16 protein-coding genes are annotated in these 14174 nt (G+C 72.1%); 8 read left to right on the top strand and 8 right to left on the bottom strand.

Annotation, left to right across the window (positions count from 1 at the left end; translation table 11 throughout):
• Positions 1-31: 31 nt before the first annotated feature.
• Entirely contained in the window at positions 32-1081 is a 1050-nt protein-coding gene (locus ABGB11_RS13050) for a LacI family DNA-binding transcriptional regulator (RefSeq protein ID WP_347632267.1), read from the top strand.
• A 42-nt stretch (positions 1082-1123) separates the two neighbouring features.
• Here ABGB11_RS13050 and ABGB11_RS13045 read toward each other — a convergent pair whose 3' ends face one another.
• Positions 1124-2329: a hypothetical protein gene (locus ABGB11_RS13045; protein WP_347632266.1), complete on the bottom strand. Its 1206-nt coding sequence runs from the start codon at positions 2327-2329 to the stop codon at positions 1124-1126.
• A gap of 219 nt (positions 2330-2548) precedes the next feature.
• On the opposite strand from ABGB11_RS13045, the gene ABGB11_RS13040 reads away from it, so the two are divergent.
• From ABGB11_RS13040 to ABGB11_RS13030, 3 genes are read left to right on the top strand one after another with little or no spacing between them, the layout of a single operon-like run.
• Complete coding sequence (locus ABGB11_RS13040) at positions 2549-3121, top strand: hemerythrin domain-containing protein (protein ID WP_347632265.1); 573 nt, start codon at positions 2549-2551, stop codon at positions 3119-3121.
• Positions 3122-3158: 37 nt separating this feature from the next.
• The gene (locus tag ABGB11_RS13035; protein WP_347632263.1) at positions 3159-3605 is read left to right on the top strand and encodes a hypothetical protein; all 447 of its coding nucleotides are present in this window, start codon (positions 3159-3161) and stop codon (positions 3603-3605) included.
• Positions 3602-4789 (top strand): zinc-dependent alcohol dehydrogenase, encoded by a 1188-nt coding sequence (locus tag ABGB11_RS13030; RefSeq protein ID WP_347632261.1) that lies wholly within the window; start codon positions 3602-3604, stop codon positions 4787-4789. The genes ABGB11_RS13035 and ABGB11_RS13030 overlap by 4 nt, the downstream gene beginning before the upstream one ends.
• A gap of 27 nt (positions 4790-4816) precedes the next feature.
• On the opposite strand, the gene ABGB11_RS13025 is transcribed toward ABGB11_RS13030, so the two are convergent.
• On the bottom strand, positions 4817-5014 hold the full coding sequence (locus ABGB11_RS13025) for a hypothetical protein (RefSeq protein WP_347632259.1): 198 nt from the start codon (positions 5012-5014) through the stop codon (positions 4817-4819).
• A gap of 184 nt (positions 5015-5198) precedes the next feature.
• On the opposite strand from ABGB11_RS13025, the gene ABGB11_RS13020 reads away from it, so the two are divergent.
• Complete coding sequence (locus ABGB11_RS13020; protein WP_347632257.1) at positions 5199-5624, top strand: ChaB family protein; 426 nt, start codon at positions 5199-5201, stop codon at positions 5622-5624.
• A gap of 15 nt (positions 5625-5639) precedes the next feature.
• Here the strand turns inward: ABGB11_RS13020 and ABGB11_RS13015 are convergent, their stop codons facing one another.
• Together ABGB11_RS13015 and ABGB11_RS13010 are read right to left on the bottom strand one after the other, a co-directional pair.
• Positions 5640-5999 carry a hypothetical protein gene (locus ABGB11_RS13015; RefSeq protein WP_347632255.1) on the bottom strand — a complete coding sequence of 120 codons (360 nt, stop codon included), beginning with the start codon at positions 5997-5999 and terminating at the stop codon, positions 5640-5642.
• A gap of 62 nt (positions 6000-6061) precedes the next feature.
• Positions 6062-6667, bottom strand: coding sequence for an isoprenylcysteine carboxylmethyltransferase family protein (locus tag ABGB11_RS13010; protein WP_347632253.1), 606 nt, complete (start codon positions 6665-6667; stop codon positions 6062-6064).
• A gap of 157 nt (positions 6668-6824) precedes the next feature.
• Here ABGB11_RS13010 and ABGB11_RS13005 point away from each other — a divergent pair, with 157 nt between their 5' ends.
• The 3 genes from ABGB11_RS13005 to ABGB11_RS12995 all read left to right on the top strand — a co-directional run bounded on the left by ABGB11_RS13005 (position 6825) and on the right by ABGB11_RS12995 (position 10897).
• Positions 6825-7202: a hypothetical protein gene (locus tag ABGB11_RS13005; RefSeq protein WP_347632251.1), complete on the top strand. Its 378-nt coding sequence runs from the start codon at positions 6825-6827 to the stop codon at positions 7200-7202.
• Positions 7199-7681 carry a MerR family transcriptional regulator gene (locus ABGB11_RS13000; RefSeq protein ID WP_347632249.1) on the top strand — a complete coding sequence of 161 codons (483 nt, stop codon included), beginning with the start codon at positions 7199-7201 and terminating at the stop codon, positions 7679-7681. Before ABGB11_RS13005 ends, ABGB11_RS13000 begins: the two co-directional genes overlap by 4 nt.
• Before the next feature lie 114 nt (positions 7682-7795).
• Entirely contained in the window at positions 7796-10897 is a 3102-nt protein-coding gene (locus ABGB11_RS12995) for a BTAD domain-containing putative transcriptional regulator (protein WP_347632247.1), read from the top strand.
• On the opposite strand, the gene ABGB11_RS12990 is transcribed toward ABGB11_RS12995, so the two are convergent.
• The 4 genes from ABGB11_RS12990 to ABGB11_RS12975 are packed head-to-tail and all read right to left on the bottom strand — an operon-like array spanning position 10863 to position 14087.
• The gene (locus ABGB11_RS12990) at positions 10863-11429 is read right to left on the bottom strand and encodes a S26 family signal peptidase (protein WP_347632245.1); all 567 of its coding nucleotides are present in this window, start codon (positions 11427-11429) and stop codon (positions 10863-10865) included. The genes ABGB11_RS12995 and ABGB11_RS12990 overlap by 35 nt on opposite strands.
• Positions 11426-13291 carry an ABC transporter ATP-binding protein gene (locus ABGB11_RS12985; RefSeq protein ID WP_347632243.1) on the bottom strand — a complete coding sequence of 622 codons (1866 nt, stop codon included), beginning with the start codon at positions 13289-13291 and terminating at the stop codon, positions 11426-11428. Before ABGB11_RS12985 ends, ABGB11_RS12990 begins: the two co-directional genes overlap by 4 nt.
• Before the next feature lie 9 nt (positions 13292-13300).
• Entirely contained in the window at positions 13301-13867 is a 567-nt protein-coding gene (locus tag ABGB11_RS12980; RefSeq protein WP_347632241.1) for a hypothetical protein, read from the bottom strand.
• Positions 13868-13895: 28 nt separating this feature from the next.
• Positions 13896-14087, bottom strand: a complete 192-nt coding sequence (locus tag ABGB11_RS12975; protein ID WP_347632239.1) for a hypothetical protein — start codon at positions 14085-14087, stop codon at positions 13896-13898.
• Between the last annotated feature and the right edge of the window lie 87 nt (positions 14088-14174).

The raw sequence follows: 14174 nt of genomic DNA, 5'->3' as shown, positions 1-14174 counted from the left end.
CAACCTCGGAAGGGACCGTTAGGCTGGCCGCATGGCATCGTCGTCCCGGGGCTCGAAGCGGGTGACGCTCGCGCAGGTGGCGGAGCTGGCCGGAGTGTCGGTCATGACCGCGTCCTACACCTACAACCGGCCGGGCCGCGTCTCGGAGCAGGCCAGGGCCAAGGTGCTCGCCGCGGCGGACCGGCTCGGGTACGCCGGGCCGGACCCGAGCGCCCGGTCGCTGCGCCGCGGCAGCACCCGCACGCTCGGGGTCGTGATGGGCGAGCACCTGAGTTACGCGTTCGAGGACCCGGAGGCGGTGTCGTTCCTGGCGGGGGTGGCGGACGTCTGCGCCGACCACGGCTACGGCATGACGATCCTGCCGATCACCGGCGCCGCCGCGGACATCTCGCGGATCACCGACGCCGCCGTCGACGGGTTCATCGTCTGGACCACGTCCGATGACGATCCGGTCCTGGCCGCCGTCGAGGCGATGAAACGCCCCGCGGTGGTTCACGGCGGGCCGGCCGTCCGGGGCATGGGGTCGGTGGGCATCGACAACCGCGCCGCGGCACGCGCGGTGGGCACGCTAGCGTTCGCGGGGGCCGAGCGTCCCGCGATCGTGAGCTTTCCGCTTACCCGAGACCGCGTCAGCACGGTCATCGGCGGCGCGGACCTGCCGGAGGTCTCGTTCCCGGTGACCCGGGACCGGCTGGACGGCTACCGGGAGGCGATCGAGGCGGCCGGTACCGCGTGGCGCGACGTCGTCATCGCGGTGTGCGCCCGCAACGACACCGCCGAGGCCGAGCGCGCCGCGGCGTCCCTCCTCGCCTCCGCCGCGCCGCCCGACGCGATCGCCGCCATGAGCGACCAGCAGGCGGCCGGCGTCGTCCGCGCGGTTCGGGCCGCCGGCCGCGCCGTCCCGGACGATGTCGCGGTGACCGGGTGGGACGACGCGGCAGTGGCCGCCCAGCTCGGCCTGACCACGGTCGCGCAGTCGCTGCGCGAGCAGGGCGCGGCCTGCGCGCACGCGGCGCTGGGGCAGGAACCCGGCGAATCAGCTTCGTGGTCGATCGTCCGCCGAGGCAGCACGCGCCCGTAGCAGGGCGCTCCCACTGATGGCGAGACTGCCTCGGCCGGACGGTCACCTGGCGGGCTTGTCGCGGAGGCGTTCGACCGGGTGGGGACCGTCGGTCTCCAGGCGGTACTCGTCGCCGAACTTGTCGCGGTGCTCGTCGATGACGCGTTCCTGCGCGCCGCGCTCGGCGTTGATCTTGTCCTGGTAGGCCTCGAACCGCTGGTGGGCCTCCTGGACGTAGCCGGTGCCGAGGGTGGTCCAGTCGATCTGGGTGGCCAGCAGCTCGCGCAGCAGCTGCTTGTTGGGCTCGAAGGTGACCGGTTCGGGCAGGTGCGGCGCCAGCACGCTCTCGGGGTCGCGGCCGTCGTGGCGGCGCATCAGGTCACAGGCGATCCGCAGATGCTCCAGCTCCATGTTCAGGTGTAGCTCCCAGATCCCCTTGACGCGGGGGTCGGACTCGGTCTGCATGAACGAGTAGTACATGTAGCACTCGTTGTACTCGTGGTTGACCAGCCGCTCCCACCAGGTCTCCCCCGGGTCCACCAGCGACTCGTAGTGGGTGACGTGCTCCTCCTCGACGAGGCCGATCTCCTGGTAGAGCTGCCGGGCGATGGGCTCCATGTACATCGGGCCCACGTTCATGTAGAAGTTCATCGTCTGCTGCTCGGCCGACATGATCGTCAGCGCGTGCAGCTTGGAGATCGGCTCGGCGGCCTCGCGGTCGTAGGGCTCGCGGACGTTGTCGAGCGGGTTGCGGTGCTGCAGGTAGCCGGGGCGGCCCGGCATGACCTCGGTGAGCTGGTCGATGACCTTCTCGGCCTTGCGGTGCTCGATCATCTCGTACAGGTTGGAGTACCGGTACAGGTGGTCGAAGTCCTCCAGCAGCCCGAAGTTGTAGGCCTGCTTGAGGTAGGGGTCGGGTTCCTGGCGGGCGACCCATCCGGTCAGGTCGACGGCGACCTGCTCGTAGCTGATGGTGGTCTCCAGCACCGAGGCCTGGCCGGGCAGCAGCCAGTTGACGACCTTCTGCTGCTGGGCCTCGATGTAGCGCACCGCGGCCAGCTGCTGCTTGACCTCCACGTCCGGGCAGACCCGGGCGAAGTGGTGGCTGAACATGATCGCCTCCACCTCGATCCCGTTCATCGTGATGATCCGGCACTTGGTGTAGGGATCAGAGCTGTCGGGATCGACGGGGGCGACGTCCAGCTGCGCCCAGTTCCGCAACTGGTCGTCCAGCGGGATACCGCGATGTTCGAGCGGGTTGAAGGCCACCAGGCTCACCTTTCGTCTCGAGACGAGATCGGATGCGACACCCGCTGCCGGTACCCGGCACGAGACGTTCCGCACCTTTACCGGCCCGGCATTACACGATCTTTGTCACCGAGTGGACATCCCAGTCCACCCCCACCGAATCGGGCTGCATAGGGGCGCCGGGCTCGGGTACGGCACGGCGGGTATCACCGGACCCGCACCACCGAGCAGGGGACATTCATGCAGACCACGCCCGCCAATGCCGAAACCACCGAAGACGTCGTCGACCTGCTGCGCGCTCAGCACGGCCAGATCCGGGACCTGTTCGACGAGGTCCTGCACACTGACGGCGACGACCGCAAGAACGCCTTCCAGGACCTGGTCAAACTCCTGGCCATTCACGAAACCGCCGAAGAGGAACTCATCCACCCGATGGCCCGGCGGCTGCCCGGCGGCGACGGCATCGTCGACGACCGGCTGGCCGAAGAGCGCGAGGCCAAGGAACTGCTCTCCGAACTGGACGGCATGGACACCGACGACCCCCGGTTCCTCAAATCGGTCGACAAACTCCGCATCGACGTCCTCACGCACGCCCGCGCCGAAGAGCGCTACGAGTTCGACCGGCTCAAGGACGAGTTCAGCTCCGCCCAGCTCAGAGGCTTCGCCGCCGCCGTCCGCGCCGCGCAGGCCACCGCACCCACGCGCCCCCACCCCGGCACCGAGAGCGCCACCAAGAACCTGCTCGCCGGCCCCATGGCCGCCACCGTCGACCGCGTCCGCGACATGATCCGCGACGCCCGCGACGGCAAGTGATCGAAGCGAGGACGGCCCCACTCAGTCTGGAGACTTCATGAAACGCGCCCTGGCCACGGCCGCCGCGCTCGTCGGCGCCGGGGTCGCCGTCCGGCGGCTGCGGTCCCGGACCGCCGGGTCCGGGCCCGAGCCGAACCGGTGGCTGACCGTCACCGTCAACCGGCCGCCCGAACGGTTCGGCGAGCTCCCGGCCCCGCTGGCCAGGCTCGCCGACCACGTCGAGATCAGGACCGCGCCGGCGCCCGGCGGGAAGGGCACCGAGCTCGCCGCGCGGCTGCGCGAGAGCACCGCCGGCGGGACGCTGGAGCGGCTGACCGGCGACGATCCCCGGCAGCGCGTCCGGCAGGCGTTGCGCGAGGCCAAGTCCCTGATCGAGACGGGCGAGATTTTCCAGGCGGACGCGCCCGCCACCGCGCGTCGCACCCCCGGCGGGAAGCTGGTGGCCCTGGCGACCCGCCGCGCGGGTGGGGAGGGACGGCTGTGAAGGCACTGTGCTGGGAAGGCGTGAACAAGCTGCGGGTGGAGGACGTCCCGGAGCCGCGGATCCGCAACGACCAGGACGTCATCGTCAAGGTCACCGCCGGGACGACCTGCGGCTCCGACCTGCACCTGATCGGCGGCTACATCCCCGCCATGCGCGCGGGCGACGTCATCGGCCACGAGTTCCTCGGCGAGGTCGTCGAGACCGGTCCGGCCGTCCGGCGCCACCAGGTCGGCGACCGGGTCGTGGTGTGCTCGTTCGTCGGCTGCGGGCGGTGCTGGTACTGCGCCAACGACCTGTGGTCGCTGTGCGACAACTCCAACACCAACCCGGGCATCACCCAGGCCATGTGGGGATACGACCCCGGCGGGATCTTCGGGTACTCCCACGCCATGGGCGGCCTGCGCGGCAGCCACGCCGAATACGCCCGCGTCCCGTTCGCCGACTACGGCGCGTTCCGCGTCCCGGACGGGGTGGACGACATCAGCGCGCTGTTCGCCTCCGACTCCGCGCCCACCGGCTGGATGGGCGCCGACCTGGGCGGTGTCCGGCCCGGCGACGTGGTGGCGGTGTGGGGCTGCGGGGCCGTCGGGCAGATGGCGTCCCGCGCGGCGATGCTGCTGGGCGCCGAACGCGTCATCGCGATCGACCGGTTCCCCGAGCGGCTGGCGATGACCCGCGAGCACGCCGGCGCCGACACCATCGACTACACCTCCACCGACGTCGGCGCCGAACTCCGCGAGCGGACCGGCGGGCGCGGCCCGGACGTGTGCATCGAAGCGGTCGGCATGGAGGCGCACGGCCCCGGCCCTGAGCACGCCTACGACCAGGTCAAACACCAGCTCCGGATGCAGACCGACCGGCCGACCGCCGTCCGTGAGGCGATCTACGCCTGCCGCAAGGGCGGCTCGGTGTTCGTCCTCGGGGTCTTCGGCGGCGCCGTCGACAAGTTCCCGCTTGGCGCCCTGATGAACAAGGGGCTCACCCTGCGCGGCGCCCAGATGCACGGGCAGCGCTACATCCCGATGCTCCTGGATCGCATCGCCAACAGAGAACTGAGCACGCGCCACCTCGCCACCCACGAAGTGGCCCTGGACGACGCACCGCAGGCCTACGACATGTTCAAGCACAAGAAGGACGACTGCGTGCGGGCGGTCATCCGCCCCGACGGCACGCGGAGCAGCTAGAAGCGGCGCTCCTCGGTCGGGATCGGCTCAGGACTCGGTGAAGTCGTCCCGCGACAGTCCCTTCTCCGCCATCTTGTCTTCGAGCTCTGCGCCGAGTTCGGTCCGCACGTCGGGACGTCGCGGCTCGGGGTTCTGATCAGGGTCCCGGTCGGGGTCTCCGCCCGGCTTCATCACCACCTGATCGGTGTCCTCGGTTTTCGGCGCGTTCTCCTCCGGCGTGGTCATCCGCCCCCCTCTGTCGCATGACCGGCCGGCTCGCCCGGCCGTCGCGCTACGGCTACCCGGCCACGTCCGCCTCTAACGACCCGCCCGACGTGGCCGATGGTTGCACGGACCGTGACATGTGGATATCGGCCTGCAACGGGTAAGCAGGCGCCCAAGAATTCGCAGCGACTGAGGAGTCAGAGGGATGCCGAAGAGCACCCGCAAGGGACAGGCCAAGAAGAGCGAGCTTCCCGACACCATCAAGCGGTCGGACGCCAAGGCCCAGCGCACCTTCGCCAAGGCGCACGACTCGGCCGTCAAGGAGTACGGCGAGGGGCAGCGGGCCCACCGGGTCGCGTACGCGGCGCTCAAGCACACCCACGAGAAGATCGGTGATCACTGGGAGCCCAAGGAGAAGGGCGCCAAGGGACCGTCCGACGAGCAGGCCGAGGGCGGCGTGGGGACGTCGCGCGCGACCGCGGGCGGCGTCGACGCCAACGCCTCCAAGAAGCACCTGTACGACGTCGCGAAGAAGCTGGACATCTCCGGCCGCTCGACGATGTCGAAGAAGGAGCTCGTGAAGGCCATCCAGAAGGCCAACGACCGGGAGAGCGCCCGGTCGCGTTCATGACGGCCGCCCCGCCGGTCAGCGCGAGGGCGCGTTGATGACGAAGACGACGTGACCGTGCTCACCGATCCGCGCGTCGAGCACCTTGCCCCGGAGGGTCGCGGTGATGGTCGGCTCGAGGAACAGCCGGGTCCCGTCGACCTCCATCACCTCGTCGGTGGACGCGGGGCGGTCGGTGACGGCCATCGTGAGAAGCGAGGGGTCGTCCTGCCCCGGTGCGATGCGCATCCCGCCGTCCCGCGCCAGTCCCGACTGCGACGACAGGTTGCGGATCGCGGCGGCGGCCGCACCGGTGAGGATCAGCACAACGAACTCCTGGAATTCGACGGCGGTGGCCCCGATCTTGATTACCCCGGCATCGGCGGGATGAATCGGCATATCGCTTCCCCTCCGCTCCACGGGTGGCGGACGCGGCACGGGAAGCGCGTCACTGCCGCGGGTCAGGGGCCGAGGCGACCGATGCCGGGCAGGAACCGGCCGACCCGCGCGGCGTAAGCGGCGTAGGCGTCGCCGTGGGCTCGCAGGAGGTACGGCTCTTCGACGGCGCGGACCTGCATCTGGACGGCCACGATGGTCAGCGCCAGGCCGAACAGCGTCACGGCGTTGGGGACCATGCCCGCCAGCCCGGCCGCGGTGACGGCCATCGTGGTGAAGATGGGATTCCGGGCCAGCGCGAACGCGCCCGCGGTGACCAGTTCGGTGCGCTCCTCCTCCTGCACCCCGATCCGCCAGGAGGAGCCCATCGAGGCCTGCGCGGCGAGCGTGCCCGCGAGGCCCGCGACGGCCAGCACGGCACCGGCCGCCTGGACGGCGGGATGGTCGAGGAAGCCGACGGCGGGCAGCCCGGCCAGCGCGGCGATGGGGCCCGCGGCGCCGATGAGCAAGGCGGCGGTGAACAGCACCCGGGCCCACCACTGCGTGCTGCCCTTGGCCAGGTCGCCGCCGCGGAAGCCGGTGTCGCCGGTGCGGCGCCACTGCACCCAGGTGCGCAGCCCGAACGCGAGCGCGGCGAAGACCAGGTAGATGACCAGCGCGCCGATCGCCACGATGCCCTCCGTGATCGTCGAGCGGAGGCGGAGGATCGCAGAATAAGCGGTCCCGGGGTCGTACGCACCGGCTCCGGAGGGCCGACCTCGGCCATCGGGTCGGATCGGTGGCCGGGAGTTGCATCCGGTACCCGGGTACAGGCTTACCGTCGAAGACATGGAACTCCACCAGGTACCGGCCGGGCAGGACGACCAGGGGTGGGCGCCGCGGGCGTGCACCCTGCCGACGGCCGAGCGGCCACTGCGGGTGGCCGAGTTCGACGCGCTGTTCACCGAGGCGGTGCGGGAGGTGCGGCCGGACGGACCGGGCCGGGTCCGGTTCGTGTTGCGTCCGGGGCCCGAGGTGGCCGGGCGGGCGGCCGAGCTGGCCGCGCGGGAGACCGGCTGCTGCTCCTTCTTCACCTTCACCCTCACCGCGACCGGTGGTGAGCTGACCCTCGACGTCAGTGCCGGTGATCGGCACGCCGGGGTGCTGGACGCGCTGACCAGCCGCGCCACCCGGATGAGCGCGGCCTCCCCGGGGGCACGGCCATGACCGGTCCCGCCGTGGAGCCGGACGGCCGGCTGCGCAGCGGGCAGCTCGCGGCCGCCGCCGGGATCGGCCCGCAGACGCTGCGCTACTACGAGCGGCGCGGCCTGCTGCGCGAACCCGACCGCAGCCCGGGCGGGCACCGGCTGTATCCGGCCGAGGCGGTGACGCTGCTGCGCGTGATCAAGACCGCGCAGCGGCTGGGCTTCACCCTGGACGAGGTCGCCGAGCTGCTGGAGGCCGGCACGCACCGGCACCGGCGGCCCGACGCGGGGCTGCAGAGCCGCGCCCGGAGCAAGCTCGCCGAGGTCGAAGCCAAGATCAGCGATCTGCGGGTCATCGCGGGCACGCTGCGCCAGGCCCTGGAGGCCGGATGCGACGACCTGGTCGCCTGCGCCGCCGAAGAGGACTGCCCCCTGCCGTTCGCCGGCCTGGCCGCCGGCCCGTCCGGCGAAAGGGCCGCCGCACCCGGCGCCACCGGGTGAGAAGGGGCATACAGCGGACACTGACCGGGCATCGAGGGGACGCTTGCCCGGAGAGCGCTGGAAGGCGGTGCGCCGCGGGCAGAATGGCGAAACCCGTTCTCGCCGGAGGTGCACGTGCGATTCGGCGTTCTCGGACCGCTCGTCGTCGGCGACCACGGTACGTCCCTGCCTCTGGGCGCCCCGCAGGACCGCACCGTGCTGGCCATCCTGCTGGTGCACGCCAACGACCTGGTCGGCGTCGACCAGCTCGTCGACGAGCTCTGGCCGCACCGGCCCCCTTCGCAGGCACGGGCGCTGGTGCGCGGTCACGTCTCCCGGATCAGGCGGACGTTGCGGACCGGCGAGGCCGGGCAGGCGGCCGCCGAGCGGATCATCACCCGGAAGCCGGGCTACTGCCTGAAGGTGCACGACGAGGAACTCGACCTGCACGTCTTCGAGAAGCTGGTCGCGGACGCCCGGAAGGAGCGGCGGACGCGACGGGCCGAGCACCGTCTCGCCACGCTCCGGCGGGCGCACCGGCTGTGGCGCGGTGCCCCGTTCGCCGACGTGCCTCCCAGCCATTCCATCACCGCGACCGTCGGCCGCCTCACCGAGCTCCGGCTGACCATGCTGGAGGAGATGTACGACGCCTCGCTGGCCTGCGGCGAGGACGCCGAGATCGTCGCCGAGCTGACGGAGCTGGTCGACCGCCATCCGTTCCGGGAGCATCTGGCGGCCCAGCTCATCCTCGCACTGCATCGCAGCGGGCGGACCGCCGATGCGATCACCGTCCACCAGGAGGTCAGGCAGCGGCTGAGCGACGAGCTCGGGGTCGACCCCGGCGACCAGTTGCAGCGGCTCCACCTCGGCATCCTGCGCAACGACCCCTCCCTTGACCGGCCGGCGCCTCCCCCCTGGTCCAAACTGGACCCCGCCCCGCGGACGGCGCCCCATGACCCGGCCGGGCCGGCGAGATCCGGCCTGACGCCGCGTCAGCTGCCCGCGGCCTCCCCGGTCTTCACGGGCCGCGCCGGCGAGCTGACCGAACTCACCGGTCTGCCGGACGCCGGGACGGTCGTGATCGGTTCGATCGACGGGATGGCCGGGATCGGCAAGACCGCCCTCGCGGTGCAGGCCGCGCACCGTCTTGCCGCTCACTACCCGGACGGTCAGCTCTTCCTCGACCTCCACGGCTTCACCCCCGGCGTCGCCCCGCTCGATCCGGCCGACGCGCTCGAGCGGATGCTGCGCGCCGTGGGGGTACCGGGCGAGTGGATTCCGGCCCATCTGGAGGACCGCTCCGCGATGCTGCGTTCCACCCTGGCCGGACGGCGGGTGCTGCTCCTGCTGGACAACGCCGCCGACGACGTCCAGGTTCGGCCGCTGCTCCCCGGAACGCCCGGATGCCTGACGCTGATCACCAGTCGGCACCGCCTGGCCGGTCTCGACGACGCGCACCTGGTGTCGGTCGGCGTCCTGTCCCTCTCCGAGGCGGCCGACCTGTTCGCCCGTACCGTCAGACGGGACGATCTGACCGCCCGGTCGCCCCTGGTGAGCGAGATCGTGGACATGTGCGGGCGGCTGCCCCTGGCCATCCGCATCGCGGCCGCCCGCCTGCGCGCGCACCCGGCCTGGACTGCCGAACAGCTCATCGAGCGGCTGGGCGACCACGACAGGCGCCTGGCCGAACTCCAGGCCGGGCAGCGCAGCATGGGCGCCGCCCTCGACATGTCCTACCGTCACCTCACCGCCCGGCATCGGCGTGCCTATCGGCTCCTCGGCCTGCATCCCGGTGCCGTCTTCGGCACAGACGCGGCCGCGGCCCTGACCGGCATGCCCCGGGAGCGCGCCGAGGAGGCGCTCGACGATCTGCTGGGGGCTCAGCTCCTCAACGAGACCGCCCCCGGCCGGTACACGTTCCATGACCTCGTCCGCCTCCACGCCATGCGGATCGCGCGGGAAGAGGAACGCGAGCCGGACCGCCAGGACGCGCTCGCCCGCCTGCTCGACCACTACACACGCACCGTCTCCCTGGCGGTGGACGTGCTCTACGCTCCCCGGACGCCGCAGCGGCGCGATACCGCACCGGCGGTCGGATCCGCTCCAGGGCCGGCCACACCGCCCCAGGCCGCGGCCTGGCTCGACGCCGAGCTCGCCAACCTGCTCGCAGCCGCCGAACACGCCGCGGACCACGATGCGCCCGGCCACGTCCTCAGCCTGTCCCGGACGCTCCAGGTCCACCTGCATACCCGGGCGCACTTCTCGCACGCCGAAACCCTGCACGAGCGGGCCCGTGACGCCGCTCTCCAGACCGGTGATCGCGCGGGCGAGATGTGGGCGACGATCGGCCTTGCCGACGCGTACCAGGCGACCATCCGTCTGGCGGCGGCGACCGAAGGCCATGAGCGTGCCCTCGCCCTCGCCCGCGAGATCGGTGACCGCGGCGGCGAACTCGCCGCGCTGCGCGGTCTCGGCCGCAGCCGCTACCTGGCCGGCCGGAACAGACCGGCCACCGACATCCTCGGGCAGGCCCTCCGGCTCGCCGGTGAGATCGGCGACCGCAGGGGCGAGCTCCAGGTCCTCTGCACGCTCGGGCTGCTGCACTACCAGACGGGACGGCACGAGGAGACGAGCCGTTGTTTCAGCCGGGGGCTCCGCATCGCCCGCGAGATCGGCGACCGCGGCGGGGAACTCCAGGCGCTGTGCGGGCTCGGCCACGCCCACAGGGTGCGAGCGGAGTACGACAGCGCCATCGACCGCTACGAGCAGGCGCTCGGCATCGCCGATGAGATCGGCCACCGCTCCGGAGAGGTCCAGGCGCTGTGCGGACTCGGCCACACCTACCGGTTCCGCGAGCAATACGACCGCGCCACCGGGTACTACGAACGAGCTCTCGACCTCGCCGGGGACATCGGAGTACCCAGTTACGAGTTCGAGGCGCTCTACGGTCTCGGCAGAACATGCGTCGCGACCGGCCGGTCCGGCCAGGCGCTCAACCTGCACGAGCGAGCCCTCGAAATGGCGCGGAACCTCCACCAGCAAGGGCAGCAGGCCCGCGCCCATGACGGCCTGGGCCACGCGCACCACGCGCTCGGTGACCGTGACCGCGCCTGCCACCACTGGCAGCGCGCCCTGACCATTCTCGACGACCTCGGCCTGGCCTACGAGGGCGAGGTCAAGGCCGAGAACGTCCACGCCAGCCTCATCGCCCTCGGATGCCGCGGGAAGGGCGGCTGACACGGCGGCCGGCGGCTCGGTGATGAACGGGCTCCTTCTCCGGGAGCTCCAGCCGGCGGACGACGACGCCGAGCACGCCGTCGCCGGAAAGGTAGCCGTAGTGGCGGGAGTCGAGGCTGCGGTCGGGGTTGTCGCCCAGGACGAGCAGCCGCCCGTCCGGCACGGTGACGTCGGCGGCGACCGAGACCGTCGCGGCCATCACCGACGGCACCGGATCTCCGGGCACCCCGGCCGCCCGCTTGATCACCCACCTGTGGCGGGAGAGACGCCCGGAGCCCCTCGGCCGGGCGAGCGCGGCGATGCCGGGGCGGCGGGCCGCCCGGTGGCGTGCGGCCTTCTTCACGACGACGATGTCGCCGGCCCGGACGTGGCCCAGCGGACGGCGCCGCACCAGAACGCGGTCGCCCTCGTGAAGCGTGGGCTGCATGCTCGGGCCGTCCACGTCGATGACGACGTAGCGGCGGCGCAGCCAGGCGATGAGCGCGGCGGTCCCGGCGAGCGCGGTCGCGGCGGCGAGGGCGATCCAGGTCATGGCGCCGGCACGTCCACGACCGGGTGGTCCGGCTGGTAGCCGTCGGCCTGCAGCGTGAACAGGCGGGCGTACTTTCCGTCCGCCGCCATCAGTTCGGCGTGGGTGCCCTGTTCCACGATCCGTCCCTGGTCGAGGACGACGAGCAGGTCGGCGTCCCGGACGGCCGCGAGCCGGTGCGAGATCAGTACGCTGGTGCGCCCGGCGCGATGCCCGCGCAGGCCGGTGTGGATCTCGTGTTCGGCCTCGGCGTCCAGGCCGGAGCTGGGCTCGTCGAGGATCAGCAGGTCGCGCTGGTCGCGCAGGAAGGCGCGGGCCAGCGCCAGCCGCTGCCACTGTCCCCCGGACAGGGGGACCCCGACCTCGGGGTCGTCGTCTCCGGGTTTCGCCGAGAACAGGCGCGACAGCAGCGTGTCGTAGCCGTTGGGCAGAGCGGCCAGGACGTCGTCCACTCCGGCCTGTCGTGCGGCGGCCCGCACGCGGTCGCGGTCCCGGTTGCGGAGGTCACCGAGCCCGATGTTGTCGGCCGCGGTCAGGTCGTACTCCATGTAGTCCTGGAACACCGCCCCGATCCGCGACCGCAGGTCGGCCGGGTCCATGTCGCGCAGATCCACTCCGTCCCACAGGATCGCGCCGCGATCGGGGTCGTAGAACCGGCACAGCAGCTTGACCAGCGTGCTCTTCCCAGCGCCGTTGCGGCCCACCAGGCCTACCGCCCGGCCGTGCGGAATCGTGAGATTCACATCGCGCAGCGCCCAGGGATGCTCCGGCGAGTAGCGGAACCACACCCCGCGCAGCTCGATGCCGCGCCGCAGCGGCGGGATCGCCTGCGGCTCGGTCGGCACCGGCAGGTCCGGCCCGCCCGCCGTGATGGTGAGGTAATGGTCGAAGAGCACCAGCTTGTGATCGGCCTGCGTCACCTCGCTCACCAGGGACGCCGCGGCGGCCTGGACGCCCGCTACCGAGGCGATGAGCAGCGGGACGTCGCCCGCCGTGAAGCCGCCGGATCGGGCGGTGAAGAGCGCCCACAGCAGGCAGGTCCCGGCGATCCCGGCGGCCAGCACCCCGAGGCCGGACTGGGTGACCAGGTCGCGCCGGTCCATCCGGCGCCGCTCCACGTTGGCCTCCCGCCGCTGCCCGGTCATCAGCCCGCGGAAATGGCGGGCGGTCCCGAACAGGCGCAGCTCCTTGGCCGCCTGCGCGCTGCACAGCATCCGCTGGAAGAAGATCTCCCGCCGCTCCATCGGGGTGATCCGCCACATCATCGCCGCACGGAGCCGGGACAGGCGCAGTTCGGCGGCGAGCGCGGGGACGGCCGCGAGCGTCACCGCCACCGCCAGCCACGGGCTGATCAGCAGCAGTGAGCCGAGGAACCCGACGATGGTGATCGCGCCGCGGCAGACGGCCAGCACGCCGAACACCACCATGCCGGGTGTGCTGCCGCCGGCCCCCTGGGCCAGCGCCAGCCGGTCCAGGAACACCGGGTCCTCGAACCTGGCCAGACCGGGAAGCCGCTCGGCCGCCGCGAAGAGCCGGTCCTGGGCGGTCAGGCCGATCCGGCGTTCGAGCTCCTGCCGGAGGTAACGGGACAGATGCGGCAGCACGGCGGCCAGCACTCCGGCGGCCAGGAGCCCGCCGCCCATCCAGGCCAGACGCGGGTCACCGGTGGACGGTCCCACGATCGCGTCCAGCGCGAGCTTGGTCAGCCACGCCACCGCGACCGGCACAACCGCCGCCGTCAGCTCCAGCGTCCCGTAGCCGAGGATCTGGTACCGGCCGGCGCGCCAGGCCAGAGCCAGCGCGTGCCCGATCCTGGCGGCACCGGCCCTGGGCCCCGTCCTGGCCCCGCCCAGACCGTCGCCCATGAGCGACGGTCACACGCCGGTGCCGGCGGGCGAGGCGCCGGCGGGCGCCCCGCCCGGCTCCACGCCGCTGCCGACCACCGTTCCGGACTGGTCGAGGACGCCGAACGCGGGGAAGGACCCGAGCGCCAGCGCCGTGCCCACCGCACCGGTCGCCGGCGGCTCGACGACGACCCGGGCGACCGGCTCCAGCCGCTCGCGGTAGGTCTCCGCCTCGTCCTCCGGCCCCACGACGACGGCGATCACCTGGTCGCGTCCGCCGGGAAACGTCCGCGCGGAGTCGAGGAAGGCGGGCAGCTTCTCCTCGCAGGCGGAGCAGCGCGGAGTGAAGGCGCCGACCAGGGTCCGGCCGGACAGCAGGTCCCGGGACACCGGCTCACCGGTGGTGGCGACGGCCTCGAACGGCCCGGCGGTCTCGCCCTCGCCGAGGATCGCGTAGGGCCGCCGCCCCCCGGACGACAGGTTCGAGATCAGCTCGGTGTGCTCGCGGAGCCGCCGGATCACGCCGAGCGTGAGAACCAGGTCCAGCAGACCGACCGCGAGTGCGAGGACGGCCAGCGCGGCGGTGGCGGGCATCATCGAACGAATCCCTTTCGTGGCACCGTGGTCAGCAGGGGTTGCGGTAGTTGCACTCGTAGTAGCAGCTCTGCCCCGCCGGGGTGTACCGGCAGCAGTACCACCTGATGCGGCTGATGTCGCAGTCCCCGACGTAGGTGCACGTGCATTCGGCGGACGCGTTGGCGTGCGGGACCACCAGGCTGAGCAGCCGGTCGCCGAGCCTTTCGATCTTCGTGAGCATTGCCTTCCACCCTCCTTGACCCACCTCGGCCTTCCGGCCCGAGGTGCCTGCCGGACCTCCATCAGAGCATCCGGCGACTTCAGATCG

The sequence above is a fragment of the Actinomadura sp. B10D3 genome, assembly GCF_039871695.1.
GTDB classification, from domain to species: Bacteria; Actinomycetota; Actinomycetes; order Streptosporangiales; family Streptosporangiaceae; genus Spirillospora; species Spirillospora madurae.
Note: the sequence above shows the minus strand (reverse complement) of the source record. Positions and strands in the feature narration are given on the sequence as shown.

Excerpts from the sequence above, each read along its gene's own strand:
- ABGB11_RS13050 (WP_347632267.1), top strand. The coding sequence starts at position 32 with ATGGCATCGTCGTCCCGGGGCTCGAAGCGGGTGACGCTCGCGCAGGTG.
- ABGB11_RS13040 (WP_347632265.1), top strand. The coding sequence starts at position 2,549 with ATGCAGACCACGCCCGCCAATGCCGAAACCACCGAAGACGTCGTCGAC.
- ABGB11_RS13035 (WP_347632263.1), top strand. The coding sequence starts at position 3,159 with ATGAAACGCGCCCTGGCCACGGCCGCCGCGCTCGTCGGCGCCGGGGTC.
- ABGB11_RS13025 (WP_347632259.1), bottom strand. The coding sequence starts at position 5,014 with ATGACCACGCCGGAGGAGAACGCGCCGAAAACCGAGGACACCGATCAG.
- ABGB11_RS13020 (WP_347632257.1), top strand. The coding sequence starts at position 5,199 with ATGCCGAAGAGCACCCGCAAGGGACAGGCCAAGAAGAGCGAGCTTCCC.
- ABGB11_RS13015 (WP_347632255.1), bottom strand. The coding sequence starts at position 5,999 with ATGCCGATTCATCCCGCCGATGCCGGGGTAATCAAGATCGGGGCCACC.
- ABGB11_RS13005 (WP_347632251.1), top strand. The coding sequence starts at position 6,825 with ATGGAACTCCACCAGGTACCGGCCGGGCAGGACGACCAGGGGTGGGCG.
- ABGB11_RS13000 (WP_347632249.1), top strand. The coding sequence starts at position 7,199 with ATGACCGGTCCCGCCGTGGAGCCGGACGGCCGGCTGCGCAGCGGGCAG.
- ABGB11_RS12990 (WP_347632245.1), bottom strand. The coding sequence starts at position 11,429 with ATGACCTGGATCGCCCTCGCCGCCGCGACCGCGCTCGCCGGGACCGCC.
- ABGB11_RS12985 (WP_347632243.1), bottom strand. The coding sequence starts at position 13,291 with ATGGGCGACGGTCTGGGCGGGGCCAGGACGGGGCCCAGGGCCGGTGCC.
- ABGB11_RS12980 (WP_347632241.1), bottom strand. The coding sequence starts at position 13,867 with ATGATGCCCGCCACCGCCGCGCTGGCCGTCCTCGCACTCGCGGTCGGT.
- ABGB11_RS12975 (WP_347632239.1), bottom strand. The coding sequence starts at position 14,087 with ATGCTCACGAAGATCGAAAGGCTCGGCGACCGGCTGCTCAGCCTGGTG.